A 20,799-nucleotide genomic window follows, 5' to 3' on the forward strand; every position below is an offset into this window, starting at 1 on the left:
GTCACTTCGCGTCCCGGCCCTGTCCGGCCCCGGCGGCGACGAGGTCCCGCTCGCGGGCGGCCGCGCCGGCGCGCAGCAGCGGGACGAGCTCCTCGCCCCACTCGCGCACGTCCCGCAGCGGGTCGAAGCCGCGGATCAGGAAGTTCCTGACGCCGAGGTCGTAGTACTTCAGCAGCGCCTCGACGACCTGCTGGGGCGTGCCGACCAGGGCGGTGGAGTTGCCGCCGCCGTCGGTGAGCTGGGTGACGCCGAACCAGAGCCGCTCGTCGTGCACGAGCTTCTCCTCCGCCTCGTCCTTCAGCCGTCGCGCGCCGACCGCGGTGTTCTCGCCGCGCCCGATCCGCCATCCTCCGCCGCCACCGCCCTGGGCGAGGTTGTCCTCGAAGGCGCGGCGGATGCCGTCGGCCTTCTCCCAGGCGGCGTCCTCCGTCTCGGCCACGATCGGGCGTACGGACAGGGAGAAGTCGATCTCGCGGCCGTGCCGGGCGGCCTCGGCGCGGATCAGGTCGATGCGCTCGCGCGTCTGCGCCAGGGGCTCGCCCCACAGGGCGTAGACGTCGGCCCAGCGGCCGCCCACCCGGATCGCGTCGTCGGACTGCCCGCCGAAGAAGATCGGCACCGGCCCGCGCGGCTTGACCGAGCTGAACGCGCCCTCGAAGCGGTAGAACTCCCCCTCGTGGTCGAAGGGCTCGTCGGAGGTGAGGGTGCGGCGCAGGACGTCGATGAACTCCCCGGTACGCCGGTAACGCGCGTCCTTGCTCGCGAAGTCCCCGTCGCGCCGCTGGTCGGCGTCGCTCCCGCCGGTGATGTGGTGGATCGCGACGCGGCCCGCGCCGGTGAGGTTGTCCAGCGTGGCCAGCTTCCGCGCGGTCAGGGTGGGCTGGATGAACCCGGGCCGCTGGGCGATGAGCACGCCCAGCCGCTCGGTGGTGTAGAGCACGTGGGCGGCGGCGGCGAAGCCCTCGGGGGAGGTGGCGCTGTGCGCGATGAGCGCGCGGTCGAAGCCGGCCTCCTCGTGGGCGCGGGCGAAGTCGGCGAGGTAGCCGGGGTCGACGACCGGCCCCCGCCAGCCGGCGCTCTCCGAGCCGTAGCTGGTCGAGACCATCCCCAGGATCTGGATCGACAATGTGCGAACCTTTCAAACGTGTGGACTGAGCCGTCCGGAACGGCGAGCTCGATGTGTCAGAGGGCTGATGCGGCCGCGCACGCGGCATCAGCGGCACGGAGGGCACGCCGGCGGCGGCGGACGGATCAGCGGAGGGAGTGCGGCGAAGGGGGTACGCGCGGCGGCGGGCGCTACTTCGCTATCGACATCGTGTCCGATTCGCGGCGGCTGAGTGCTTCACAGCCATCAGCCTGCGGTCTTGCCCGCCGGGCTGTCCAACGACGCTTTGTAATCATGGCCGATCACGTCACGTGATAAATACCCTTACATCAGGTAGGGATAATAGGTATACTGGACCCATGAGCCGTACGCTGGACATCGCCCCGTTGCGCAGCTTCGTCGCCGTCGCCGACGCCGGTGGTTTCCAGCGCGCCGCCGACGCCCTGCACCTCAGCCAGGGGGCGGTGAGCCAGCACGTCCGCAGGCTGGAGTCCGCGATCGGCCGCCCGCTGGTGGAGCGCAGCGGCCGCGGCTCCCGGTTCACCGCCGACGGCGAGAAGCTGCTCAGCCTGGCGCGCGGCCTCCTGGCACTCCACGACGAGGTGCTGCAGAGTTTCGACGACGAGGCCCGGGGGACGATCGTCATCGGCTCCACCGAGCACGCCGCGGCCCAGCTGCTGCCGTGCCTGGCGACCACCCTCGACGCGTCGGCGCCCCGCTACCGCGTCACGTTCAGGATCGACCGGGGGACCAAGCTCCGCGAGAGCTTCGCGGCCGGACGCGTCGACCTGGCCCTGCTCATCGGCCCTGCCGACGACCCGCGCGCCACCCCGGTCGGCGACCTGAGCCTCACCTGGTACGCCGCCCCCGGCTGGCGGCCACCGAGGAAGGGCGAGCCGCTTCCGATCGTCGCCTTCGACAACCCCTGCGCGCTCCGCGAGCGGGCCCTCGGCACCCTGGCGCACCACGCGATCCCGGTCACCGTCGCCGCCGAGGCCAACCAGCTGGCCGGCGTGCAGGCCGCCGTCAGCGCCGGCGCGGGCGTGGCGCTGCTGGCGACCCTCGGACGCACCCCGGAGGGCCTGGTGGCCCGCGACGACCTGCCGAGGCCGAAGCCCCTGCCGCTGGCGTTGTGGACCCGCCCCGGCGTCGCGCCCACCGTGGCCGAGCGGGCCACCGACGCGCTCCGCCGCCTTCTGACCACCCCGGTCCTGACCGGGGTGCCACCGCACGACCTCGTCCTCGCCAAAGGAGCCTGATGCCCGTCCAGCCGTCCGACCCGGCCGGCGGCCTTGTCCGCACGCCCAGCGGCATCCTCGTGCCCGCCGACCTCGACCCGTTCCACCGCACCCTGCACCACGTCGCGCCGGGCGGCCTGATCGGCCACACCACCCAGACCTCGGGGATGAAGCGCCTGGAGGCCGTCAGCGGCAAGACCGTCGGCGCCAGGAGCCTCTGGATGGGCCAGACCCATGTCGCCGCGGCGACGGCGTCCGGCAACCACCACCACGGGGCGTCCGAGACCGCGATCTACGTCGTCTCCGGGCACCCCGTCTTCGTCTTCCTGGACGTCGAGGGCGACGAACCGGCCGAGCGCCGCGTCCAGACCGGTCCCGGCGACTACGTCTTCGTGCCGCCGTTCGTCCCGCACCGCGAGGAGAACCCCGACCCGGAGACCGAAGCCGTCGTCGTCATCGCCCGCACGACCCAGGAGGCGATCGTGGTCAACCTCGACGGGCTCGACTGGTCCGAGGTCAGGATCGGCTGAGCCGGCCGATGCGGACACCCGACACCACCACCGGCACCCCCGCCGAGATCCCCGCCGAGATCCCCGCCGAGCGGGTGCGCGCGCTGCTGCTGAGCCGCGACGAGGTCGTCATCGCCGACGTCCGCGAGGAGGCCGAGTACGCGCGGGGCCATCCGCTGTGGGCGGCCAACTTCCCGCTGTCCCGGCTGGAGCTGGACGCCTGGCGGCGCGTCCCCCGCCGGGACACCCCCATCGTCGTCTACGGCGACGCGGACGCGCCCGCCCGCCGCGCGATCGACGTGCTGCGGCGGCTCGGCTACTCCCGGGCGCACGCGCTGGCGGGCGGGCTCGACGGCTGGGCCGCCTCGGGCGGCGAGCTCTTCCAGGACGTCAACGTGCCCAGCAAGGCGTTCGGCGAGCTGGTCGAGTCGGTCAGCCGCACGCCGTCCCTGAGCGCGCGGCACGTGCAGGCGCTCATCGACTCCGGCCGGCCCCCGGTCATCGTGGACGCGCGCCGCTTCGACGAGTTCCACACCATGAGCATCCCCACCGCCACCAGCGTGCCCGGCGCGGAGCTGGTGCTGCGCATCCGCGAGCTCGCCCCCGACCCCGCCACCCCCGTCGTGGTGAACTGCGCCGGGCGCACCCGCAGCATCATCGGCGCCCAGTCCCTGATCAACGCCGGCCTGCCCAACCCCGTGGCGGCGCTGCGCAACGGCACCATCGGCTGGACCCTCGCCGGGCAGCGCCTCGACCGCGGCGCGACCAGAGCGGCCCCGCGCACCGTGGCGGAGTCGCACCACGCGCTCGCCGTCGCCGGCGCCCGCGCCGCCGCCCGGCGGGCCGGCGTACGGTCCGCCCGCGTGGCCGACCTGCCCGGCCTGCGCGAACCCGGCCGCACCACCTACGTCTTCGACGTGCGCTCGGCGGCCGAGTTCGCCGCCGGGCACCTCGACGGCTCCCGCCACGCCCCCGGCGGGCAGCTCGTCCAGGAGACCGACCACTACGCGCCGGTACGCGGCGCCCGCGTCGTCCTCGTCGACGACGACGGCGTGCGCGCCGCGATGACCGGATCGTGGCTCGCCCAGATGGGCTGGGACACCTGGGCGATCAGCCCCGCCGCCCCCGGGGACCTCACCCGGCGGGGCGAGGAGCGAGACCCCCTCCCGGAGCCGCCCTCGACCGACGCCGTGGACGCGGCGACCCTGCGCGCCTGGCTGGAGGCCGGCCGGCCGCGCACGGCGGTCATCGACGTCGCGCCCAGCCGGGACTACGCCGCCGGGCACGTCCCCGGCGCCTGGTACGCCGTCCGGGCACGGCTGGCCGCCGCCCTCGGCACGATCGGCCCCGCCGACCGGTACGTGGTCACCTCGCCGACCGGCGTGCTGGCCCGCTTCGCCGCCGCCGACCTGCGCGGGCTCACCCCCGCGCCGGTGTCCGTGCTGGACGGCGGCACGGCGGCCTGGCACGCCGTCGCGCCGCTGGAGTCGCACCCGGCGCGCTACGCGGTCGAGGCGGTCGACCGGTACCGGCGGCCGTACGAGGGCACGGACAACGCCAGGACGGCCATGGAGGCGTACCTCGCCTGGGAGTTCGGCCTGGTCGAGCAGCTCGAACGGGACGGCACCCACCACTTCAGGGTGCTCCGGTGAGCCCGGTGCTCAGCCGGAGATCACCTCGTGCAGGCGCCGCGCCTCGTGGACCAGCACGCTGGAGCCCTTGCGCGCGGCCAGCTCCACCAGCCCCGGCACCTCCCCCCGCGCCCCCGCGCGTGCCGCCGCCCGCGCGGCGACCTTGAGCAGCTCGCCCAGCCCCGCCCTGGCCTTCTCCCCGGGCCGGGGCAGCAGCAGCGGGATCGCCCGAGCCAGGGCGGCCCACGTCTCGGCGTGCGCGCCGGCCGCCGCGACCTCGTCGAGGGCGCCGGCGACCCGGTTGAGCTTGACCTGCCCGCCGCGGACCAGGCGGCCCACGGCCCGGCCGAGGTCGGCCGCGGGCAGCTCCCCGCGCGCCGCCAGCGTGATGACCGCGTCGGCGGCCCAGTCCCGCTGGGCGGGAAGGCGGTGCCCCATGCCGAGGACGAGCACGCCGGCGGTCGCGATGCCCGTGGGGCCGTCGCCGTGCGCCAGGGCGGCCACGGCCTCCACCTGGCCGTCGATGCTGTACTCCAGGACCATCGGCAGGCACTCGGCCACGTGCGCGGCCACGGCCTCCCGGTGGGACGGCATGACGGCCGGCCACCACACCAGGTGCCGGGAGTACCCGGGATAGTCGGCGCCGGGGGTCAACGTCCAGAGCTCGGCCTGCCACCCCGAGACCCCTTCCGGCGGCGCGAGCCTGACATGGGTCCCCCGCAGCGGCCGGTGCGGGGCCTCCGGACCGCCGAACGGCTCCCCTGTGACGACGGGGTCGGCCGGGTCCCACGTCACGACGGGGTCGGCCGGCCCCCCGTCGCGCAGGCGGGCCGCCAGCCGCCGGCCCGCCGCCGACCGCAACCTCTCCGCCCACGCGACCGGCCCCGGGTCGATCCGGCGCGGCAGCCGCAGCAGCGCCTGCAGGAAGTCGCAGGCGAGCGGCTCCGTGTCGCCCAGCCGCTCCACGCGCTCGACCAGGGTGGCGGCATCGACGTGCCCGGTGGGCGAGGTGGGCGTGGACAGGAGCACGGGGATCGTCCCGCCCCGCTCGAACAGGGCGAGGACCTCGCGGAAGCGCTGCTGGACGAACCGCTGCGGGGCGGGCTCGAAGCTGGGCCGGCGGCGGCTCTCGTCGGCGAGCAGCGCGGTCAGCGCGCGGCTGTCGGCGGGCGACACGAGGGCCAGCGCGCAGCGTGACAGCAGGAAACAGATGTCCTCGTCGAAGCCGGAGATGCCGTACACGTAGGTGCTCGCCTCGAACGGGTGCCGCCAGTGCGTCCGCCACCAAGGCTGCAACCCCGCCACGAGGGCGGCACGATCCTGGTGGGCCAGCGCGACCAGGGCGGCGAGGATGCGCTCGAACCGCGCCGGATCCTCCGGCCAGAGCGACCGGTCCAGCTCGGCGGCCAGCTCGGCCACCGAGGCGATGGGCGGCTGCAGGGCGGGCAGCGGCGTCACGGCCGGCACGGGAACGGGCTCGGGCTCCTGCGGGGCCTCCTCGACCGGGCCGAAGGCGGCGGCCACCCGCTCGCGCAGCGCGGCGGGCAGCCGGGTGGCCGCCTCGCGGATCGCCTCCCGGCCGGGCCCGTCGGCGTGCGGGGCGAGCTTGACCGCGACGCGTACCGCGCGCTCGCGCAGGCTGGGCGGATCGGCGTCGAGGACGGGCGCCAGCGCGGCCACCGCCCTGCCGCCCCTGGGCGCGGGCGCGGCGGCGATCCACTTCACCGCGGCCGCCAGGCTCTTCTTCTCCGGCCGGTACGCCAGCGCCTCGATCGCCTCGGCGAACAGCTCGTCGCCGAGCGCCCCGGCGGACTCCGCCCGGCGCAGTTCCTCCAGCGCCAGCTCCACGACCGGCGAGGACGCCGACGGCAGCAGCCGGACGAAGTCGGTCACCGGGATCTCGGCCACCTCCGGCCGCAGCTCCCGCCACAGCCTGACGAACGGGCCGGCCTCGGCCGCGTCGCCCCCGGCCAGGAGCCGGCCCGCGCAGCCGTTCAGCAGCGTCGCGCGCGGCACCCGGCCCGCCCTGGCCAGCTCGGCCAGCTCGCCGACGATGCTCCGGCCGTCCTCCCAGGCAGGGGTCCAGCTCCCCAGCGCGCCGGCCACGCCGGCCGCCCGGAACAGGCGCGGCACCATGTGGTCGAGCAGCGGGTCGTCGGCGAGCACCGGCTTTCCGCGGCTCATCCACTGCCGCTCGACCGTCCGCACCATCCACCCGGACACGAACGCGTCGCTCTCCGGCGGCTCGACGCCCGTCTCGACCACCAGCGCGGCCGCCAGGTCCCAGTTCCGCAGGGACTGCGCGCGCCGCCACGCCGAGCCGGCGGGGGCCGGCCGCATCCGCCGCACCAGGCGGACGGCCAGGTCACGGCGCCACTCCACCGGCCGGTCCGCGAGCACGGACATCACCTGCGCGGCGTCGGCCTTCGGCTCCACCCACCTGAACTCCTGCCGGTTGAGCCAGGCCGCCACCTGCTCCGCCCCGCCCATGCAGAACGCCCCGGCCACGCGGTAGAGGGGCGCCAGCTCCCAGATCCGCCGCTCGGCCTCGATCCCGGCACGCCTGCGCTCGCCCAGGTGCGCGGGCAGGTGCCGGGCCACCGCGCGCCTGCCGTCGTCGTCGAGGCTCTGTAAGAACGCCACGAGGCCCGCGACGGAGCCGGCCTCGACGCGGTCGAGCACGTCCCGCACGGGGTTCGTCTTGATCATGGCGCGCAGCCTACGGACCCGCACCGACAATCACGGGAAACAGAAAAGAACGGGCCGGCCGGGTGCGTGCTCGCACCCGGCCGGCCCGTTCCGGCCCGTAAGAACTCAGGGCCGTGCCATGCGCAGGGTCAGGCGGCGACGATGTTCTCCGCCTGCGGGCCCTTCTGGCCCTGGACGATGTCGAAGGACACCTTCTGGCCCTCGTGCAGCTCACGGTAGCCGCCGTTGGCGACGATGTTGGAGAAGTGCGCGAAGACGTCGGCGCCGCCGCCGTCCTGCTCGATGAAGCCGAAGCCCTTTTCGGAGTTGAACCACTTCACGGTTCCGGAAGCCATGACGATCTCCTTCAGAGATGTACCGGGACGCGATCCGCACCGTGCGGATCGCCATGTCGCGCGATGAGCCCATCCGGAGATGACCGGGAACAAAAACGCGCCTGGCACCAAACTCTGCCAGACGCACAAAGTCATAATGGGTAACAGCAACTGCAACGCCTACGAGGCTACCACAGCCTCCGGCGCGCCGCGCCAGAACCACGCCGAACCCCCTCGCTCGCGGCCGGCCGTTCCCTATCAGGTGTTCGCCGGCCCGCCACCTCTCCCTTCGGCCGATCATCGACCGATGACCGCCGATCCGGCGGCCGTGCCGGCATGGGGACGACACGGCCCGTTACCGTCCCAGCCGTGCGGAAACGACAACGGACAGGCTCGGCCTGCGGCGGGAGTTCGACGCGCTGTCCCGCGCGTGATCGGGGACGCCGGCCGCACGGGGGCGGGCCGGCGTCCCCTGAGGGCGGGCCGGAGGTGCGGGGATCAGCCGTAGTAGTCGCGGATCTCCCAGTAGCGCGAGGGGTGACCGTCGCAGGTGTACTGGACGGCTTCGACGTTGTTCTCGGTGCTGACGCCGCCGGCGATGGTCAGGCACTTGCCGGTCTGCACGTTGCGGAACTCGACGTACTGGCCGGCGCGGTTGCCGAGCGCCCAGTAGCGCGAGGGGTGGCTGTCGCAGGTGTACTGCAGGGCGACGACGTTGTTCTCGGTGCTCACGCCGCCGGCGATGGTCAGGCACTTGCCCGTCTGGCGGTTCCTGACCTGGAGGTTCGCGCTGGAGTAGCCCCAGATGTCCCAGCGGCGGGAGGGGTGGCTGTCGCAGGTGTACTGGACCGCGTGGACGTTGTTGTCGGTGCTGACGCCGCCGGCGATGGTCAGGCACTTGCCGGTCTGCCAGTTCACGAGCTGGACGTTCGACGCGGCCCAGACGGCGCGCGCGGAGGCCGGGGTGGAGGCCGAGGCGGGAGGGACGGCGGCCGCCCCGGCGGCGAGGAGGGAGGCGACGACGACTGCCGTCCGGACGGTGACCGCGTGAGGAGTACGTGACTTCATGCGACACAGCGTGCGGGACGCGGGACCGGCGTGACCTGAGTAAGCCGTACTCAATCGCGCCGGGGGGCTGCCGCAATCCGCCTAGAACACCTAAAGTATTGGCGTAGTCACTCTCAGCCATTGGGGTGGTCATGGTCGTGCCGCGTCATGTGGCCTGTGTGATGGACGGCAACGGCCGCTGGGCCGCGCAGCGGTCCCTGCCGCGCACCGCGGGTCACGAGGCCGCCGAGGCCGCCGTGATGGACGTCATCGAGGCGGCCCGCTCCTCCGGGGTCACCTGGCTGAGCCTGTACGCCTTCTCCACGGAGAACTGGCGGCGGCCGGCCGGCGAGGTCGACGTCCTCATGCGGCTCGTCCGCCGCGCCATCCGCAGGCACGCGCCGGTGCTGCACACGCGGGGCATCCGCTGCAGGTTCCTCGGCATGAGCGATCCGCGCATCCCGGCGCCGCTGGTCCAGGACATCACCGACCTGATGACGCTCACCCGCGACAACAGGCGCATGACGCTGACCGTCGCCTTCGACCACGGCGGGCGCCGCGACATCGTGGAGGCCGCGCGGTCGCTGATCCGCTCCGCGACACCGGCCGACCAGGTCACCGAGGCCAGCTTCGCCGCGCACCTGCCCTACCCCGACACCCCCGACGTGGACCTGGTCATCCGCACCTCCGGCGAGCAGCGCATCTCCAACTTCATGCTCTGGCAGGTGGCCTACGCCGAATGGGTCTTCCCCCAGGTGCTCTGGCCCGACTTCCGCGCCCCCCACTTCGGGGAATGCCTCGACTCCTACCTCCGCCGCCAGCGCCGCTTCGGCGACGTACGTCCCGCCACCATGACAGGAGAGAGCCTTCGATGAGCCAGACCACCTCGCAGGCGAGCATCGACGTCCTCGGCCCCGGCTCCATCCTGCGCCGCCTGGTCGGCGAGGCGCGCTGGGGGCTCGCCGTGACCCGGGCCACCCTGCTGGAGGCCGCCCACCCGCAGATCGGCGCCGCGCTGATGGAGAACTCCACGTTCCTCACGCACCCGTGGCGGCGCCTGCGCAACACCACGATGAGCTCGCGGCGGCTCCTCGACCCCGACCCGCGCGTACGCGAGCGCGAGGCGGCCCGGCTCAACCGCCTCCACGCCCGCATCTCCGGCGCCGACGCCCAGGGCCGCCCCTACGACGCCACCGACCACGAGGCGCGCGCCTGGGTGATGGCGACCCTGTTCGAGTCGACGGTGACGATGTGCCGGCTGAGCGGCGACACGCTCGACGCCGAGACGATGCGGCGGCTCTACGACGAGCACCGCGCGGTCCTGGCCCTCATCGACGGCACCAGCGACCACCTCCCCGCGACGCTGCAGGAGTTCTGGCCCTACTACGACGACATCGTCGAGCACCACCTGGAGAACAACGAGGCCGTGAGCGTCATCCTCTACCGGCTCTTCGCCACCGTGCCCGCGCCTCCGCTGCTGCGCGGCCACCCCGCGGTGTGGACCGCGGGCCGGGCCGTGGCGGGACCGCTGGCCACCGCGATCACCATCGCCTCGCTCCCCGAGTCCTTCAGCCGGCGCGTCGCCCTGCCCGACCTGCCGGGCGCCAGGACGCTCATGCAGACCGCCTACCTGAGCGCCGCCCTCGCCACCCGCTACCTCCCGCAGAGCTGGACGCGGGTGGAGTTCTTCATGGGCCTGCTCGACCCGTCCCACGAGGGCACGGGCCCGTGGGAGGCCGTCCGCCGCCGGGCCGGCAAGGCCGCGGCCCTGGTCCGCCTGCTCACCCCCGCCGCCGCCGAGGAGCCTCAGGCGGTCCGGTCGGCCGACCGGTTCTTCGCCGAGGTCCTCGACCAGACCGGCGACGGCTACCTGCGCTGGCCCGACCTCGCCGCCGTGGCCAGGGAGATCGCCACCCGGCTCGACCTGGGCGAGCAGGAGGAGGAGCGGCTGTTCCAGGCGTACGCCGCCTGGTGGCGCGAGCTGCAGAACGCCCTCGACGGCGACGGCGACGGCCGCGTCACCCGCCACGAGTACGCCGCCGCGGCCACCCGCATGCCCAGCACCGGGCTCATCAAGATCGCGGACGTGCTGTTCGACGTCACCGACGTCGACGACGACGAGCGGATCGACGCCGAGGAATACCACGACCTGTTCCGCACGGCCTTCCACCGCGACCTGACCGGCAACGGCAGCGGCGGCGGGGCCGGCGGCGACGGCGGCGGCTACTCGCGCGGCGCCTTCGTCAGGCAGTTCGTCTCCTTCATGTCCGGCCAGCAGCACTCGAACGCCTACACCGCGCTCCTCACCGGCGGGTGACCGGCCCTACGCGCAGGTCTTCGTCTCCGGGGCGCAGAACGTGACCTCCGGGTAGCGCTCCGAGGGCTTGTCCAGCAGGGGCTGCGGCTTCCCCCGCAGGTGCAGGTCGAAGAAGGCCGTGACGTACCTGCGGGTGATGGCCAGGGCGCGGGCGCCGGGCAGTTCGGCGCCGTCCTCGATGCCGACCTGGTCGGCCAGCACGCCGAGGTCGGTGAAGGACATGTGCACGGTCCCGGTCACCAGCAGCCAGCGCTTCCAGCCGTGCAGCCCCGCCCAGACGCCCTCCCAGCTGGCGGCGGGGGGCTTGCCCGGCGTGTACGTGGCGGGCTTGCCCAGCAGCAGGAACGGCCGGGACAGCCCGGCCTCGGGCAGCGGGGTCTCGACGGTGCCGTCCACGTCGATGCCGGCCTTCAGCCGGGAGTCGGCCGCCAGGGCCGCGAGCGCGCTCGCCCCGCCGGCGGACTGGCCGGACATGGCGATCCTGGACGGGTCGATCAGCCGCGCGCCCTTCCACTTGGGGTGCGCGCCGGTCAGCTCGTCGAGCACGAAGGAGACGTCGGCGGCCCGGCCCTTCTCCAGCTTCTGCCAGACGGACGGGTCCTTCTTCATCTCGCACGTGACGCAGGTCGTGACCCGCCCGTCGGGGAAGGTCTGGGCGACGTTCTCGTAGGTGTGGTCGATGGCGGCCACCACGTACCCCTGGCTGGCCAGCTCCTCGGCCAGGCCCGTGAGCTCGGACCTGGGCTTGCTGTGCCCGGGGGAGAGCACGACGAGGGGCAGGCTGTGCGGGGCTCCGGCGGGGCGGGCGTCGGTGAAGGCGTTGGTGCGCACCTTGCTGAGTGTGTCGGCCGGGATGCTGGTGATGTTCCCGTCCTTGAGCAGCAGCTCGGACTCCTTGGGGGTCATGTACCGGGCCCGGTGGCGGCCCGGCGCCTTGGCCGGATACCACAGCGAGACCATCAGCTCGCGGGCCTCGGCGCTGGGGACCCAGGGGTCGGGGCGCGAGGTGTCCTTGAGGTACAGGGACGTGGTGCCGACCGGATGCGGGCCGGTGGGCGCGGGCAGGTACGGCTTGACGGCGGCGCGGGGAGCCGGGGTGGGGGTGGCGGAGGCGGGGCCCGCCTGGCCGAGGCCGGTGGCCGCCAGGACGGTGACGAGCCCGGCGATCGCGGCCGACCGGCCTCGCCGCCGGGTCTCGCGTGGTTCACGGGGGCCGGCCGGGGCCGGGCGGTCGAACATCTGACTCATGCCGAGTGACTATACTCCGAGAATATAGACGCGGTGCATAAACCAGCGGCACGTGAACCAGCGGCACGTGAACCAGCGACGCGTGAGCCGGAGGACGGCTGCGCGGGCCGGCCCCGGGCCCCGGCCCGGGGCCGGCTCCGTGGGCCTCCCGGAGCCCGGCCCTGGGGCCTCCCGGAGCCCGGCCCCGGGGCCTCGGGGGCTCACGCCGGGGCCGGCGCGACCTTCGCCTTCCTGGCCGGCAGGCAGAGCCACCCGGACACGACGCCGCCGACGGCGCACACGCCCCACAGCGCCCACTCGTTGAGCGCGTACACCGCGCCGCCGATGATCGGGCCGACGCCGGTGCCCGCCGTGATGGCGGCCCCGTACAGGCCCTGGTAGCGGCCGCCCATGTCCGGCGGGGCCAGGCCGCCCAGGTAGGCGCTGGCCATGGAGGCGTACAACATCTCCCCCAGCGTCCACAGGACCACGGTGGCCGCCAGCCAGCCCATGTCGGCGAACAGGCCGGTCATGGCCAGCCCGACGCCGGTCAGGACGTTGCCGAGGCCGAGCACGGGCCCGGGTGGCCGGTTGGAGACCAGGCCGGTGATCGGGAGTTCGAGCGCCAGGACCAGCACGCCGTTGAGCCCCATGAGCAGGCCGAAGTCGGCCGGGGACATCCCGTGCGCGTCGGTGTGCAGCGGCAGGCCGACCGTGGACTGGATGTAGACGAACTCGGCGATCAGCGTCATGACCAGGAACCGCCGCAGGCGGCGGTCGGCGAGCGCCTGGCGGTAGCTCGGCTGCGGCACCGCGGCGTCCTCCGTGCCTTCTCCCGTGTCCTCCCCCGCCCTGGCGGGGGCCACGTCCCGCACCATGACGGCCGCGATCAGCGCGAGCAGCAGGCAGGCGATCGCGTTGCCGAGGAACAGCGCCATGTACGAGACCGTGGCGAGGAACCCGCCGAGCACGCCGCCGGCCGCGGCGCCGATGTTCATCGCGAACCGGTGCACCGCGAACGCGGCCAGCCGCTGCCGGTCGGTCGAGGTGGCGTCCACCAGCAGCGCCGCGGCGGCGGGACGGTAGATCTGGGAGGCCGCGCCGGCCAGGAACGCCAGCGCGACGAGCACGGCCAGCTCGTCGAACAGCGGGATGAGCGCCGTCGGCACCGCCGTCGTGACCATCGACACCACGATGGTCCAGCGCCGCCCGATCCGGTCGGCCAGGTAGCCGCCGACCGCGTTGCCGAGCACGTTGCCCAGCCCCGCCGCGCCGAGCACCAGGCCGGCGGCGACCGGGGCGATGCCCCGGTCGGTCAGGTAGAGGACCATGAAGACCGGCAGGAAGTTGCCGACCCGCACCACCAGGATGCCGAAGCTGACGATCCACACCATCGGCGGCAGCCGCCGCACGGTGTCCCGGAAGCGCGGCTCGTTCCCCTGGGCCACGCTCACGAAGCCGCCTCGGTGTGGATGCGGACCGCCGCCGCCAGCCGTTCGGCGTTGGCGGCGGCCTCCTCGGCCGTGTCGCCGCGCGCCAGGACGTGCGCCACGCGCTCCTCGCTCCAGGTGAGCGGCGGCACCTCGTCGCCGGGCTCGACGGAGATGTCCAGCTCGACCAGCGCGGGGTCGTCCCTGATCTCGTCGGCGCCGGTGATCCGCACGACCCTGCCCGGCGGCGGGGTGAGGAACCGGATCGCGGCGCCGGCCCGCGGCCGCGGCGACTCGCGCAGCGGCTCCAGCAGGCCGAACCGCGAGCCCAGCGCGTACCGGTCCATGTCCACGCCGTAGGCGATCTCGGTGAGCTCGTTGATGCGGTCGCCCCCGATGCGGGCGTGGGACTCGACGACCCGCGGGCCGCGGCTGGTGAGCTTGACCTCGGTGTGGCCGGGGCCGTGCCGCAGGCCGACCGCGTCGAGCACGCGCCCGACCAGCTCCCCGACCTCGCACAGCACCGCCTCGGGGAGCCGACTCGGCGAGGAGTGCGCGACCTCCACGAACCCGGGGCCGCCCAGCACCTTGTCGGTGACGCCGACGACGACGTGGTGGCCGTCGAAGCTCAGCGTCTCGACGCTGATCTCGGGCCCGTCCAGGAACTCCTCCATGAGGAACTGGTCGAGGGGGCCGGCCAGGTCCTCCTTGGGGAAGGTGGCCGCGAGCTCGCGGAAGCGGCGCGGGACGCCGGCCAGGTCGGCCTCGTCGCGGACGGCGAACACGCCGATGCTGCCGGCCTCGCGGATCGGCTTCACGAAGACCGGCAGGCCGTGGGCCTCGGCGAACGCGCGCAGGTCCCGCTCGTTCTCGCCGATCGCGGAGGCGACCGGGCTGACGCCCAGCGCGTTGAGGCGCCGGCGCATCTCCCACTTGTCCAGCAGCAGGTCCACCGTCTCCAGGGAGTAGCAGTTCAGCCCCAGCAGCTCGTCCACCTGCGCGGCGGGCCGGACACCGAGCTCGTACAGCGACAACACGCCGTCGAGCGGCTGGGCCTGGTGGACGGCCCACATCAGCGGCAGCAGCCGATCGGTGTCGGTGTAGTCCATGAGCAGCGCCTGGTCCACGTAGGGCCAGTGGCCCCGGTCGTACTGGTTGGGCTGCTGGACGTAGACGACGCTCATGCCGAGCTCGTGGGCCTTGCGCAGGAGCTTGGGCTTGCCACCGATCACGGCTATCCGCGGGCGTCCCGTACGCTGCGACGGGGCATGCGTGACCTCACGTGACATGATCGCTCTCCTCAGGTGGCCGGTGCGTTCACGAACGGGACCTTCGCGAGCGCCCGGCGATCGATTTTTCCTGGACGATTCAGGGGAAGGCGCTCCAACCACACATAGAAACGCGGGACCATGTGGTTGGGCAAGCGATCTCTGAGCCGCTCGGCGACCTCCTCGCCGTCGTGCCCGTCGCCCACCAGGAACGCCACGAGGGCCGCGCCGCCCGGTGCGTCCTCGCGCAGCAGCGCCGCCGCGTCGAGCACCCCGGGGAGCTCCTTGAGCGCGTGCTCCACCTCGCCGATCTCGACGCGGTAGCCGTTGAGCTTGACCTGGTCGTCGATGCGGCCGACGAAGACGTAGGTGCCGTCGGGGGCGCGGCGCACCCGGTCGCCGGTGGCGTACATGCGCTCGCCTGGGGTGCCGGCGAACGGGTCGGGCAGGAACACCGACGCCGTACGGCCGGGCAGCCCGAGGTACCCCCTGGCCACCCCGGCGCCGCCCACGTAGAGCTGGCCCTCCGCGCCGTCGGGGACGGGAGCGAGTTTCTCGTCGAGGACGTACACCCGCACGCCCCGGTGCGGCCGGCCGATCGGCACCCAGGGCGGCGTGTCGCGGTCGCACCGGTGCCACAGCGGCGCGACCGTGGTCTCGGTGGGCCCGTAGCCGTTGAACACGACGACGCGGTCCATCATCTCGCCGAGCCCGGGGGCGTCGAGCTGGGAGCCGCCGGTGATCACCGCCCGCACCCCGGCCTCGGCCAGCCGCGGCAGCAGGACCCGGTGGTACGGCCCGAGCACGGCGGACGGGATCTCCAGCACGGTCGCGCCCAGCGTCCGCACGGCGCGCACCATCCGGTTCGCGGGCAGCTCGCCGCCGTCGGGGACGGCGACGGTGCCGCCGACGCACAGCGGCATCAGCACGTCGTGCATCGTGCTGTCCACGGTGGGGGCCAGCGACCACAACATCACGTCGTCCGGCCTGATCAGGTCCAGCTCCTCGATCGAGGCCGCCATCAGGTTGAGGAGCGCCCGGTGCGGCACGCCCACGGCCTTGGGCCGGCCGGTCGAGCCGGAGGTGGTGATCGCGTACGCCAGGTCGAGCGGATGCGGCACCGGCAGCGGCCCGACCGGCTCGTCGTCCAGCGTGGGGTCGCCGACGAGCTGGGCGTCCGGCAGCCAGTCCGCGGGAGCGGCGGCGAGCACCTGCTCGCAGCCGGCGTCGCCGAGGATCTCCCGGATGCGCTGCGGCGGGTCGGCGGGGTCCACCGGCAGGACCGCCGCGCCGGCGCGCATGACGGCGAGGAAGCCGATGAGCGCCTGCGGGCCGCGCGGGGCGACCACCCCGACGACGGCCCCCGGCCGCACGCCGCGCCGCCCGAGCCGGGCGGCCAGCCGGGCGGTGGCCTGGCCGAGCTCGGCGTAGGTCCACGACCGGTCGGCGGTCCTGATCGCGGTGGCCTCGGGCCGGGTCAGCGTCTGCCGGACGAACAGGTCGCACACCGTGCGGGCGGCGGGATCGACGCGCTGGACGGGAGGGGGTGCCACCGTCACCTCTCCTCGTGGACGTGCCGCCGCAGGCTCAGCGGCCGCAGGTCGGTCCAGGTCGCGTCGATGGAGGCCAGGCAGCGCTCCTTCGGCCCCGCGGGGCCCACGGCGCGCCAGCCCGCCGGCACGTCCAGGCCGACCGGCCAGATCGCGTACTGCTCCTCGTGGTTGATCACGACGTGGAACTCGCCGTCATCCGACATCGCTCGTCCTGTCCTTTCTCAACGCCCATGAGAGGGCTTCGGGAAGCACCGCCTCCCAGGCGGCGTAGGTGTGACCGCCGTCCCCGTACGCGCACCGCACCGCGTGACCGCGGGCGGCCAGCTCCTCCCCGGTGCGCTTCACCGCCTCGACCAGGTTGAGGCCGTCGTCGAGCACGATGTCGGCCTCCTCGCGGCTGGCGTACAGGAACAGCCGGGACGGGGCGGCGCCGTCCGGGCCGAGCCGGTGCTCGCTCAGCGGTCCCGACAGGGCGACCGCGCCGGCGAAGCGGTCCGGGCGGGACAGCGCGGCGCGGACGGCCGCCACCGCGCCGAGGCTCGACCCGACCACCGTGGCCCTGCCCGGCCGCGACCGCGGCCCCAGCCAGTCCCACAGGTACGGGACCAGCTCGTCGGCGAGCAGGTCCGGGTACGTGTCCGCCAGCAGCTCCGCCCGCCGGGCCGACCAGCCGGCCGGGCTGAGGAGGACCGCGGCGGTGGGGCCGATCCCGCCCTCGTGGACGAGCCGGTCCACGACGGCCGGGAGCCGCATGATGTCGGCGAACTCCGAGCCGTCCAGGACCACCAGCACGTTCCCGACCGCGCCCGGCTCCGTCGCGCCCGCCCCGTCCGCGCCCGCCCCCTCCGACAGGTACAGGTCCACCCGCCGCTCGCCGCCCAGGGTGCGGCTGTGCCAGCTCCGCCGCTCCAGGCGGGAGCCGGCGGCGAGGGCGGGCAGGCTCTCGGCCAGCAGGGCGGCGGCGTACCCGGCGGGGGTGCGGTGCCGCGTCATGAGGCGGAGCGGGACCTCGCGGCCGAGCAGGTGCCGGACCGCCGCGGTCGCCCTGGGCACCAGCAGGGAGTGGCCGCCGTGGTCGAAGAAGTCCGCCGTGACCGGCAGCTCGGCGCCCAGCACCGCCGACCAGGTCTCCGCGATCCGGGCCTCCAGGCCGGTCGCGGGCAGCGCCCCGGACGGCTCGGCCCGCGGCGCCGCGGTGACCGGCGGCAGGGCGGCCCGGTCCACCTTGTTGTTGGCCGTCAGCGGGAAGCTCTCGACCACGACGAGGTGGCCGGGCACCATGTACGCGGGCAGCGCCGCGTGCAGGGCCGCGTGCAGGGCGGCCCGCAGCTCCGCCTCGTCCACCGGCCCGCCCGCCGTGACGTACGCGGCCAGGGCCGGCCCGGTCGGCAGCTCGACGCGGAGCACGACCGCCCCGGTGACGGCCGGTTGGCGGAGCAGGACGTGCTCGATCTCGCTGGTCTCGATGCGGTAGCCGCGGATCTTCACCTGGCGGTCGGCGCGGCCCAGGAAGTCGATCACGCCGCCGGGCAGGAGGCGGCCGACGTCGCCGGTGCGGTACATGCGCGTGCCCGGCGGCCCGTAGGGGTCGGGCAGGAACGCCTGCGCGGTCAGCCCGGGGCGCCCGTGGTAGCCGCGGGCCAGCCCGTCCCCGGCCAGGTAGATCTCGCCGCGCATGCCGGGCGGGGCGGGGTTGAGGTCGCGGTCCAGGAGATAGGCGCGGGTGTACGGGATGGCCGCGCCGATGGGCACCCGGCCCTCGCCCGGCACGCCGTCGAAGACGGTGGCCAGCACGGTGGACTCGGTGGGCCCGTACGAGGCCGTGACCCGGCAGCCCGGCAGCCGCTCGCGGGCGGTCCTGAAGCTCCTGGGGTTGACCACGTCGCCGCCCACGATGAGCCGGCGCAGCCCGGCCAGCGCGCCGAGGTCCCGCTCGACGAGCAGGTCGAGCTGCGGCGAGACCAGCTTGAGCGTGGTCACGCCGTGCTCGCGGACGACGGCGCCCAGGTCCTCCAGGAGCGCGCCGGTGCCGGTCACCACCACCCGTCCGCCGTGGCACAGCGGCGCCCACTCCAGCACCGACACGTCGAAGGTCAGCGGCCCCGCCTGCATGAACGTGGTGCCCGGCCCCACGTCCATGTACGCGGGCGCGCCGGCGACGAGCCTGCTCAGCGCCCGGTGCGGGACGGCGACGGCCTTCGGCGTCCCGGTGGAGCCGGACGTCGAGATCAGGTAGGCCAGGTCGTCCGGCCGCGCCGCCAGGGGCGGGTCGCCGCATTCCTGCGGGCCCGGCTCGCCGGGCGGGTGCGGGCTGCCGGACGGGTGCGGGCTGCCGGACGGGTGCGGGGTGCCGGACGGGTGCGGGCTGCCGGGCGGGTCGGGCTCGCCGGGCACCAGCAGCGGTGTCGCGTCCCGCGGCAGGCGGTCGCGCAGGGCCGGGTCGGCGATCGTGAGGGCCGCGCCGGCGTCCGCGAGCATGAAACGTAACCTGTCAGGCGGAAAATCTGGATCAATCGGAAAATAGGCGGCACCACACTTGGCGACTGCCAGGAGGACCACGAACCGCTCGACCGTGGTCTCCAGGCAGACGGCCACCACGCTCTCCCGGCCCACCCCGCGGGCGGCCAGGCGGCGCGCGAGCCGGTTCGCCCGCTCGTTCAGCTCGCCGTACGAGAGCGCGCCCCCGGCCCCGACCACGGCCTCCGCCCCGGGACGGAGCGCGGCCTGCGCCTGGACCAGCTCCACCACCGTGGCCTCCGGCGCCGGATCGGCGGCCCGCGCCGGAACCGCGGCCTCCCCGGCCAGGTCCAGCTCGCGCAGCGGCCTGCCCGGGTCCGCGGCCCCCTGGCCGAGCAGCCTGACGTACCGCTCGGCCAGCGCGGCCACCGTCCGCTCGTCGAACAACGCGGGCCGGTACACGAACGTGGCCCGCAGCCGCCCGTCGATCACCTGGGTGGTGAGCGACAGGTCGAACCGGGCGGTGACCGGCAGCTCCGGGTACCACCACTCCGGCGCCCCCTCGGCCTCCGCCAGCGCGGTACGGTCCCCCGCGTGGTTGACGACGACGTCGAAGATCGGGTTCCGCCCGTCCTCGGTTCCCGCCCGCACCGCCCCCACGATCTGCTCGAACGGCACGTCCTGGTGGGCGTCGGCCGCCATCCACGCGTCGCGGGTGCGTACCACCACGTCGCGGAAGGTCAGCCCGTCGCCGGACAGGTCGGCCCTGAGCACCACGGTGTTGATGAAGAACCCGATCAGGTCCTGGAGCTCGAGCCGCGGCCGGTCGGAGACGACGGCGCCCATGACGACGTCGTCCTGCCCGCTGAACGCGCTCAGCGTGGCCGCCAGCGCGGCGGTCACCACCACGCCCTGGCTCGCCCTGGCCCGCCAGCCGACGGCGGTCATCGCGGCGGTGTCCCGCTCCGACAGCTCCACGACGACGCTCGCGCCCGCGCCGTCGCCGCCGCCGTCGCTCGTGCTCGTGCTCGTGCTCGTGCGCGGCCTGTCGGTGGGCAGCTCCAGGCGCTCGTGGCCGGCCAGCGCGCCTTTCCAGTACTCCAGTTGCGGCCGGAGCCGGCCGGAGTCCAGCAGGGCGCGCTGCCAGCGGGCGAAGTCGCCGTACTGGACCGCCAGCTCGGGCAGGTCCGGCGCCCGGCCCGCCGTCGCGGCGCCGTACAGCTCGAACAGGTCGCGGGCGAACACGTCCATCGACCACCGGTCGGTGACGATGTGGTGCATCGCGACGAAGAGCGCCGGCCCGTCCTCCAGCTCGGCCACGACCGCCCGCAGCAGGGGCGGCCGCGACAGGTCGAACGGCTCGGACGCGGCCCGCTCGACGGCCGCCCGCCACGCGCGGCCCGCCCACAGGACGGGCACCTCCACCTCGTCCACGACCTCCTGCGCGGTGGTCCCGTCCGGTAACAGGACGAAACCGGTGCGCAGGACGTGGTGGCGCCGCGTCAGCCCGGCCAGGGCGGTGGCCAGCGCCGAGGGTTCGAGCCCCGGGGGAAACCGCCAGCCTCCGGTGATGTGGTACTGGTCGTGCGACGAATCGAGCTGGCGCAACCACCACAGCCGCTCCTGCCCCGCCGACAGCGGGAAGACGCGGGCCGCGGGGTCGTGCCGCAGTGGGAACGGATTCGTCGGTCGTGGCTCGAACCTCGGCATCTGCCCTTACGCCTTCGTCCCGGACCCGGCCTGCGCGGCGTCGATGGCCGCGGTGATCGTGCTGACCGAGCGGAAGGTGGCCTCCTGCAGCGCCTCCTCCGGCAGCTCGATCTGGAAGGTGTCCTCGATGGCGAGCATGAGGCCCATGCACGACAGCGAGGTCATGCCCAGCGACCACAGGTCGTCGTCGGGGCCGAAGTCGAAGCCGTGGGCGGACAGGTTGAGCTGCTTGTCCACCAGGCGCCGTACCGTCTCCACCACGGAGTCCTGAGAGATGGTCATGA

16 protein-coding genes are annotated in these 20,799 nt (G+C 74.4%); 5 read left to right on the top strand and 11 right to left on the bottom strand.

Annotation, left to right across the window (positions count from 1 at the left end; translation table 11 throughout):
- Position 1: 1 nt before the first annotated feature.
- Positions 2–1,126 carry an LLM class flavin-dependent oxidoreductase gene (locus tag AB0H75_RS28165; RefSeq protein ID WP_367801187.1) on the bottom strand — a complete coding sequence of 375 codons (1,125 nt, stop codon included), beginning with the start codon at positions 1,124–1,126 and terminating at the stop codon, positions 2–4.
- Between the two features lie 338 nt (positions 1,127–1,464).
- Here AB0H75_RS28165 and AB0H75_RS28170 point away from each other — a divergent pair, with 338 nt between their 5' ends.
- Genes AB0H75_RS28170 through AB0H75_RS28180 form a run of 3 tightly spaced genes read left to right on the top strand, consistent with a single transcriptional unit; the run spans position 1,465 to position 4,504 of the window.
- Positions 1,465–2,364: a LysR family transcriptional regulator gene (locus AB0H75_RS28170; protein WP_367801189.1), complete on the top strand. Its 900-nt coding sequence runs from the start codon at positions 1,465–1,467 to the stop codon at positions 2,362–2,364.
- A complete protein-coding gene (locus tag AB0H75_RS28175; protein ID WP_367801191.1) occupies positions 2,364–2,873 on the top strand; it encodes a cupin domain-containing protein in 510 nt (169 codons plus the stop codon). Before AB0H75_RS28170 ends, AB0H75_RS28175 begins: the two co-directional genes overlap by 1 nt.
- Before the next feature lie 8 nt (positions 2,874–2,881).
- Positions 2,882–4,504 (top strand): rhodanese-like domain-containing protein, encoded by a 1,623-nt coding sequence (locus AB0H75_RS28180; protein ID WP_367801193.1) that lies wholly within the window; start codon positions 2,882–2,884, stop codon positions 4,502–4,504.
- A 9-nt stretch (positions 4,505–4,513) separates the two neighbouring features.
- On the opposite strand, the gene AB0H75_RS28185 is transcribed toward AB0H75_RS28180, so the two are convergent.
- The 3 genes from AB0H75_RS28185 to AB0H75_RS28195 form a co-directional block, all read right to left on the bottom strand.
- Entirely contained in the window at positions 4,514–7,192 is a 2,679-nt protein-coding gene (locus tag AB0H75_RS28185; RefSeq protein WP_367801194.1) for a DUF6493 family protein, read from the bottom strand.
- Positions 7,193–7,320: 128 nt separating this feature from the next.
- Positions 7,321–7,527: a cold-shock protein gene (locus AB0H75_RS28190; RefSeq protein WP_367801195.1), complete on the bottom strand. Its 207-nt coding sequence runs from the start codon at positions 7,525–7,527 to the stop codon at positions 7,321–7,323.
- A 477-nt stretch (positions 7,528–8,004) separates the two neighbouring features.
- Positions 8,005–8,574 carry an RICIN domain-containing protein gene (locus tag AB0H75_RS28195; RefSeq protein ID WP_367801196.1) on the bottom strand — a complete coding sequence of 190 codons (570 nt, stop codon included), beginning with the start codon at positions 8,572–8,574 and terminating at the stop codon, positions 8,005–8,007.
- A 131-nt stretch (positions 8,575–8,705) separates the two neighbouring features.
- Between AB0H75_RS28195 and uppS the strand changes: the two genes are divergently transcribed.
- Together uppS and AB0H75_RS28205 are read left to right on the top strand one after the other, a co-directional pair.
- Entirely contained in the window at positions 8,706–9,428 is a 723-nt protein-coding gene (gene uppS, locus AB0H75_RS28200; RefSeq protein WP_367801198.1) for a polyprenyl diphosphate synthase, read from the top strand.
- Positions 9,425–10,870 (top strand): oxygenase MpaB family protein, encoded by a 1,446-nt coding sequence (locus AB0H75_RS28205; protein WP_367801200.1) that lies wholly within the window; start codon positions 9,425–9,427, stop codon positions 10,868–10,870. Before uppS ends, AB0H75_RS28205 begins: the two co-directional genes overlap by 4 nt.
- A gap of 6 nt (positions 10,871–10,876) precedes the next feature.
- Here the strand turns inward: AB0H75_RS28205 and AB0H75_RS28210 are convergent, their stop codons facing one another.
- The 7 genes from AB0H75_RS28210 to AB0H75_RS28240 form a co-directional block, all read right to left on the bottom strand.
- Positions 10,877–12,118 carry an alpha/beta hydrolase family protein gene (locus AB0H75_RS28210; RefSeq protein ID WP_367801202.1) on the bottom strand — a complete coding sequence of 414 codons (1,242 nt, stop codon included), beginning with the start codon at positions 12,116–12,118 and terminating at the stop codon, positions 10,877–10,879.
- 200 nt (positions 12,119–12,318) lie between these two features.
- Complete coding sequence (locus AB0H75_RS28215; protein WP_367801204.1) at positions 12,319–13,551, bottom strand: MFS transporter; 1,233 nt, start codon at positions 13,549–13,551, stop codon at positions 12,319–12,321.
- Entirely contained in the window at positions 13,548–14,816 is a 1,269-nt protein-coding gene (locus AB0H75_RS28220) for an ATP-grasp domain-containing protein (protein WP_367801206.1), read from the bottom strand. Before AB0H75_RS28220 ends, AB0H75_RS28215 begins: the two co-directional genes overlap by 4 nt.
- A gap of 11 nt (positions 14,817–14,827) precedes the next feature.
- On the bottom strand, positions 14,828–16,348 hold the full coding sequence (locus AB0H75_RS28225) for an amino acid adenylation domain-containing protein (protein ID WP_367801208.1): 1,521 nt from the start codon (positions 16,346–16,348) through the stop codon (positions 14,828–14,830).
- Positions 16,349–16,350: 2 nt separating this feature from the next.
- Positions 16,351–16,551, bottom strand: coding sequence for an MbtH family protein (locus AB0H75_RS28230; RefSeq protein ID WP_367801210.1), 201 nt, complete (start codon positions 16,549–16,551; stop codon positions 16,351–16,353).
- Complete coding sequence (locus AB0H75_RS28235; RefSeq protein ID WP_367801212.1) at positions 16,541–20,515, bottom strand: amino acid adenylation domain-containing protein; 3,975 nt, start codon at positions 20,513–20,515, stop codon at positions 16,541–16,543. The genes AB0H75_RS28230 and AB0H75_RS28235 overlap by 11 nt, the downstream gene beginning before the upstream one ends.
- Before the next feature lie 6 nt (positions 20,516–20,521).
- Positions 20,522–20,797, bottom strand: coding sequence for a phosphopantetheine-binding protein (locus tag AB0H75_RS28240; RefSeq protein ID WP_367801214.1), 276 nt, complete (start codon positions 20,795–20,797; stop codon positions 20,522–20,524).
- Positions 20,798–20,799: the final 2 nt, after the last annotated feature.

The organism is Nonomuraea sp. NPDC050783 (genome assembly GCF_040802095.1).
Lineage (GTDB): Bacteria > Actinomycetota > Actinomycetes > Streptosporangiales > Streptosporangiaceae > Nonomuraea.

Bases quoted from the DNA above. Each gene is read 5' to 3' on its own strand.
- AB0H75_RS28170 (WP_367801189.1), top strand. From the start codon at position 1,465: ATGAGCCGTACGCTGGACATCGCCCCGTTGCGCAGCTTCGTCGCCGTC.
- AB0H75_RS28175 (WP_367801191.1), top strand. From the start codon at position 2,364: ATGCCCGTCCAGCCGTCCGACCCGGCCGGCGGCCTTGTCCGCACGCCC.
- AB0H75_RS28180 (WP_367801193.1), top strand. From the start codon at position 2,882: ATGCGGACACCCGACACCACCACCGGCACCCCCGCCGAGATCCCCGCC.
- AB0H75_RS28185 (WP_367801194.1), bottom strand. From the start codon at position 7,192: ATGATCAAGACGAACCCCGTGCGGGACGTGCTCGACCGCGTCGAGGCC.
- AB0H75_RS28190 (WP_367801195.1), bottom strand. From the start codon at position 7,527: ATGGCTTCCGGAACCGTGAAGTGGTTCAACTCCGAAAAGGGCTTCGGC.
- AB0H75_RS28195 (WP_367801196.1), bottom strand. From the start codon at position 8,574: ATGAAGTCACGTACTCCTCACGCGGTCACCGTCCGGACGGCAGTCGTC.
- uppS (WP_367801198.1), top strand. From the start codon at position 8,706: ATGGTCGTGCCGCGTCATGTGGCCTGTGTGATGGACGGCAACGGCCGC.
- AB0H75_RS28205 (WP_367801200.1), top strand. From the start codon at position 9,425: ATGAGCCAGACCACCTCGCAGGCGAGCATCGACGTCCTCGGCCCCGGC.
- AB0H75_RS28210 (WP_367801202.1), bottom strand. From the start codon at position 12,118: ATGAGTCAGATGTTCGACCGCCCGGCCCCGGCCGGCCCCCGTGAACCA.
- AB0H75_RS28220 (WP_367801206.1), bottom strand. From the start codon at position 14,816: ATGTCACGTGAGGTCACGCATGCCCCGTCGCAGCGTACGGGACGCCCG.
- AB0H75_RS28230 (WP_367801210.1), bottom strand. From the start codon at position 16,551: ATGTCGGATGACGGCGAGTTCCACGTCGTGATCAACCACGAGGAGCAG.
- AB0H75_RS28235 (WP_367801212.1), bottom strand. From the start codon at position 20,515: ATGCCGAGGTTCGAGCCACGACCGACGAATCCGTTCCCACTGCGGCAC.
- AB0H75_RS28240 (WP_367801214.1), bottom strand. From the start codon at position 20,797: ATGACCATCTCTCAGGACTCCGTGGTGGAGACGGTACGGCGCCTGGTG.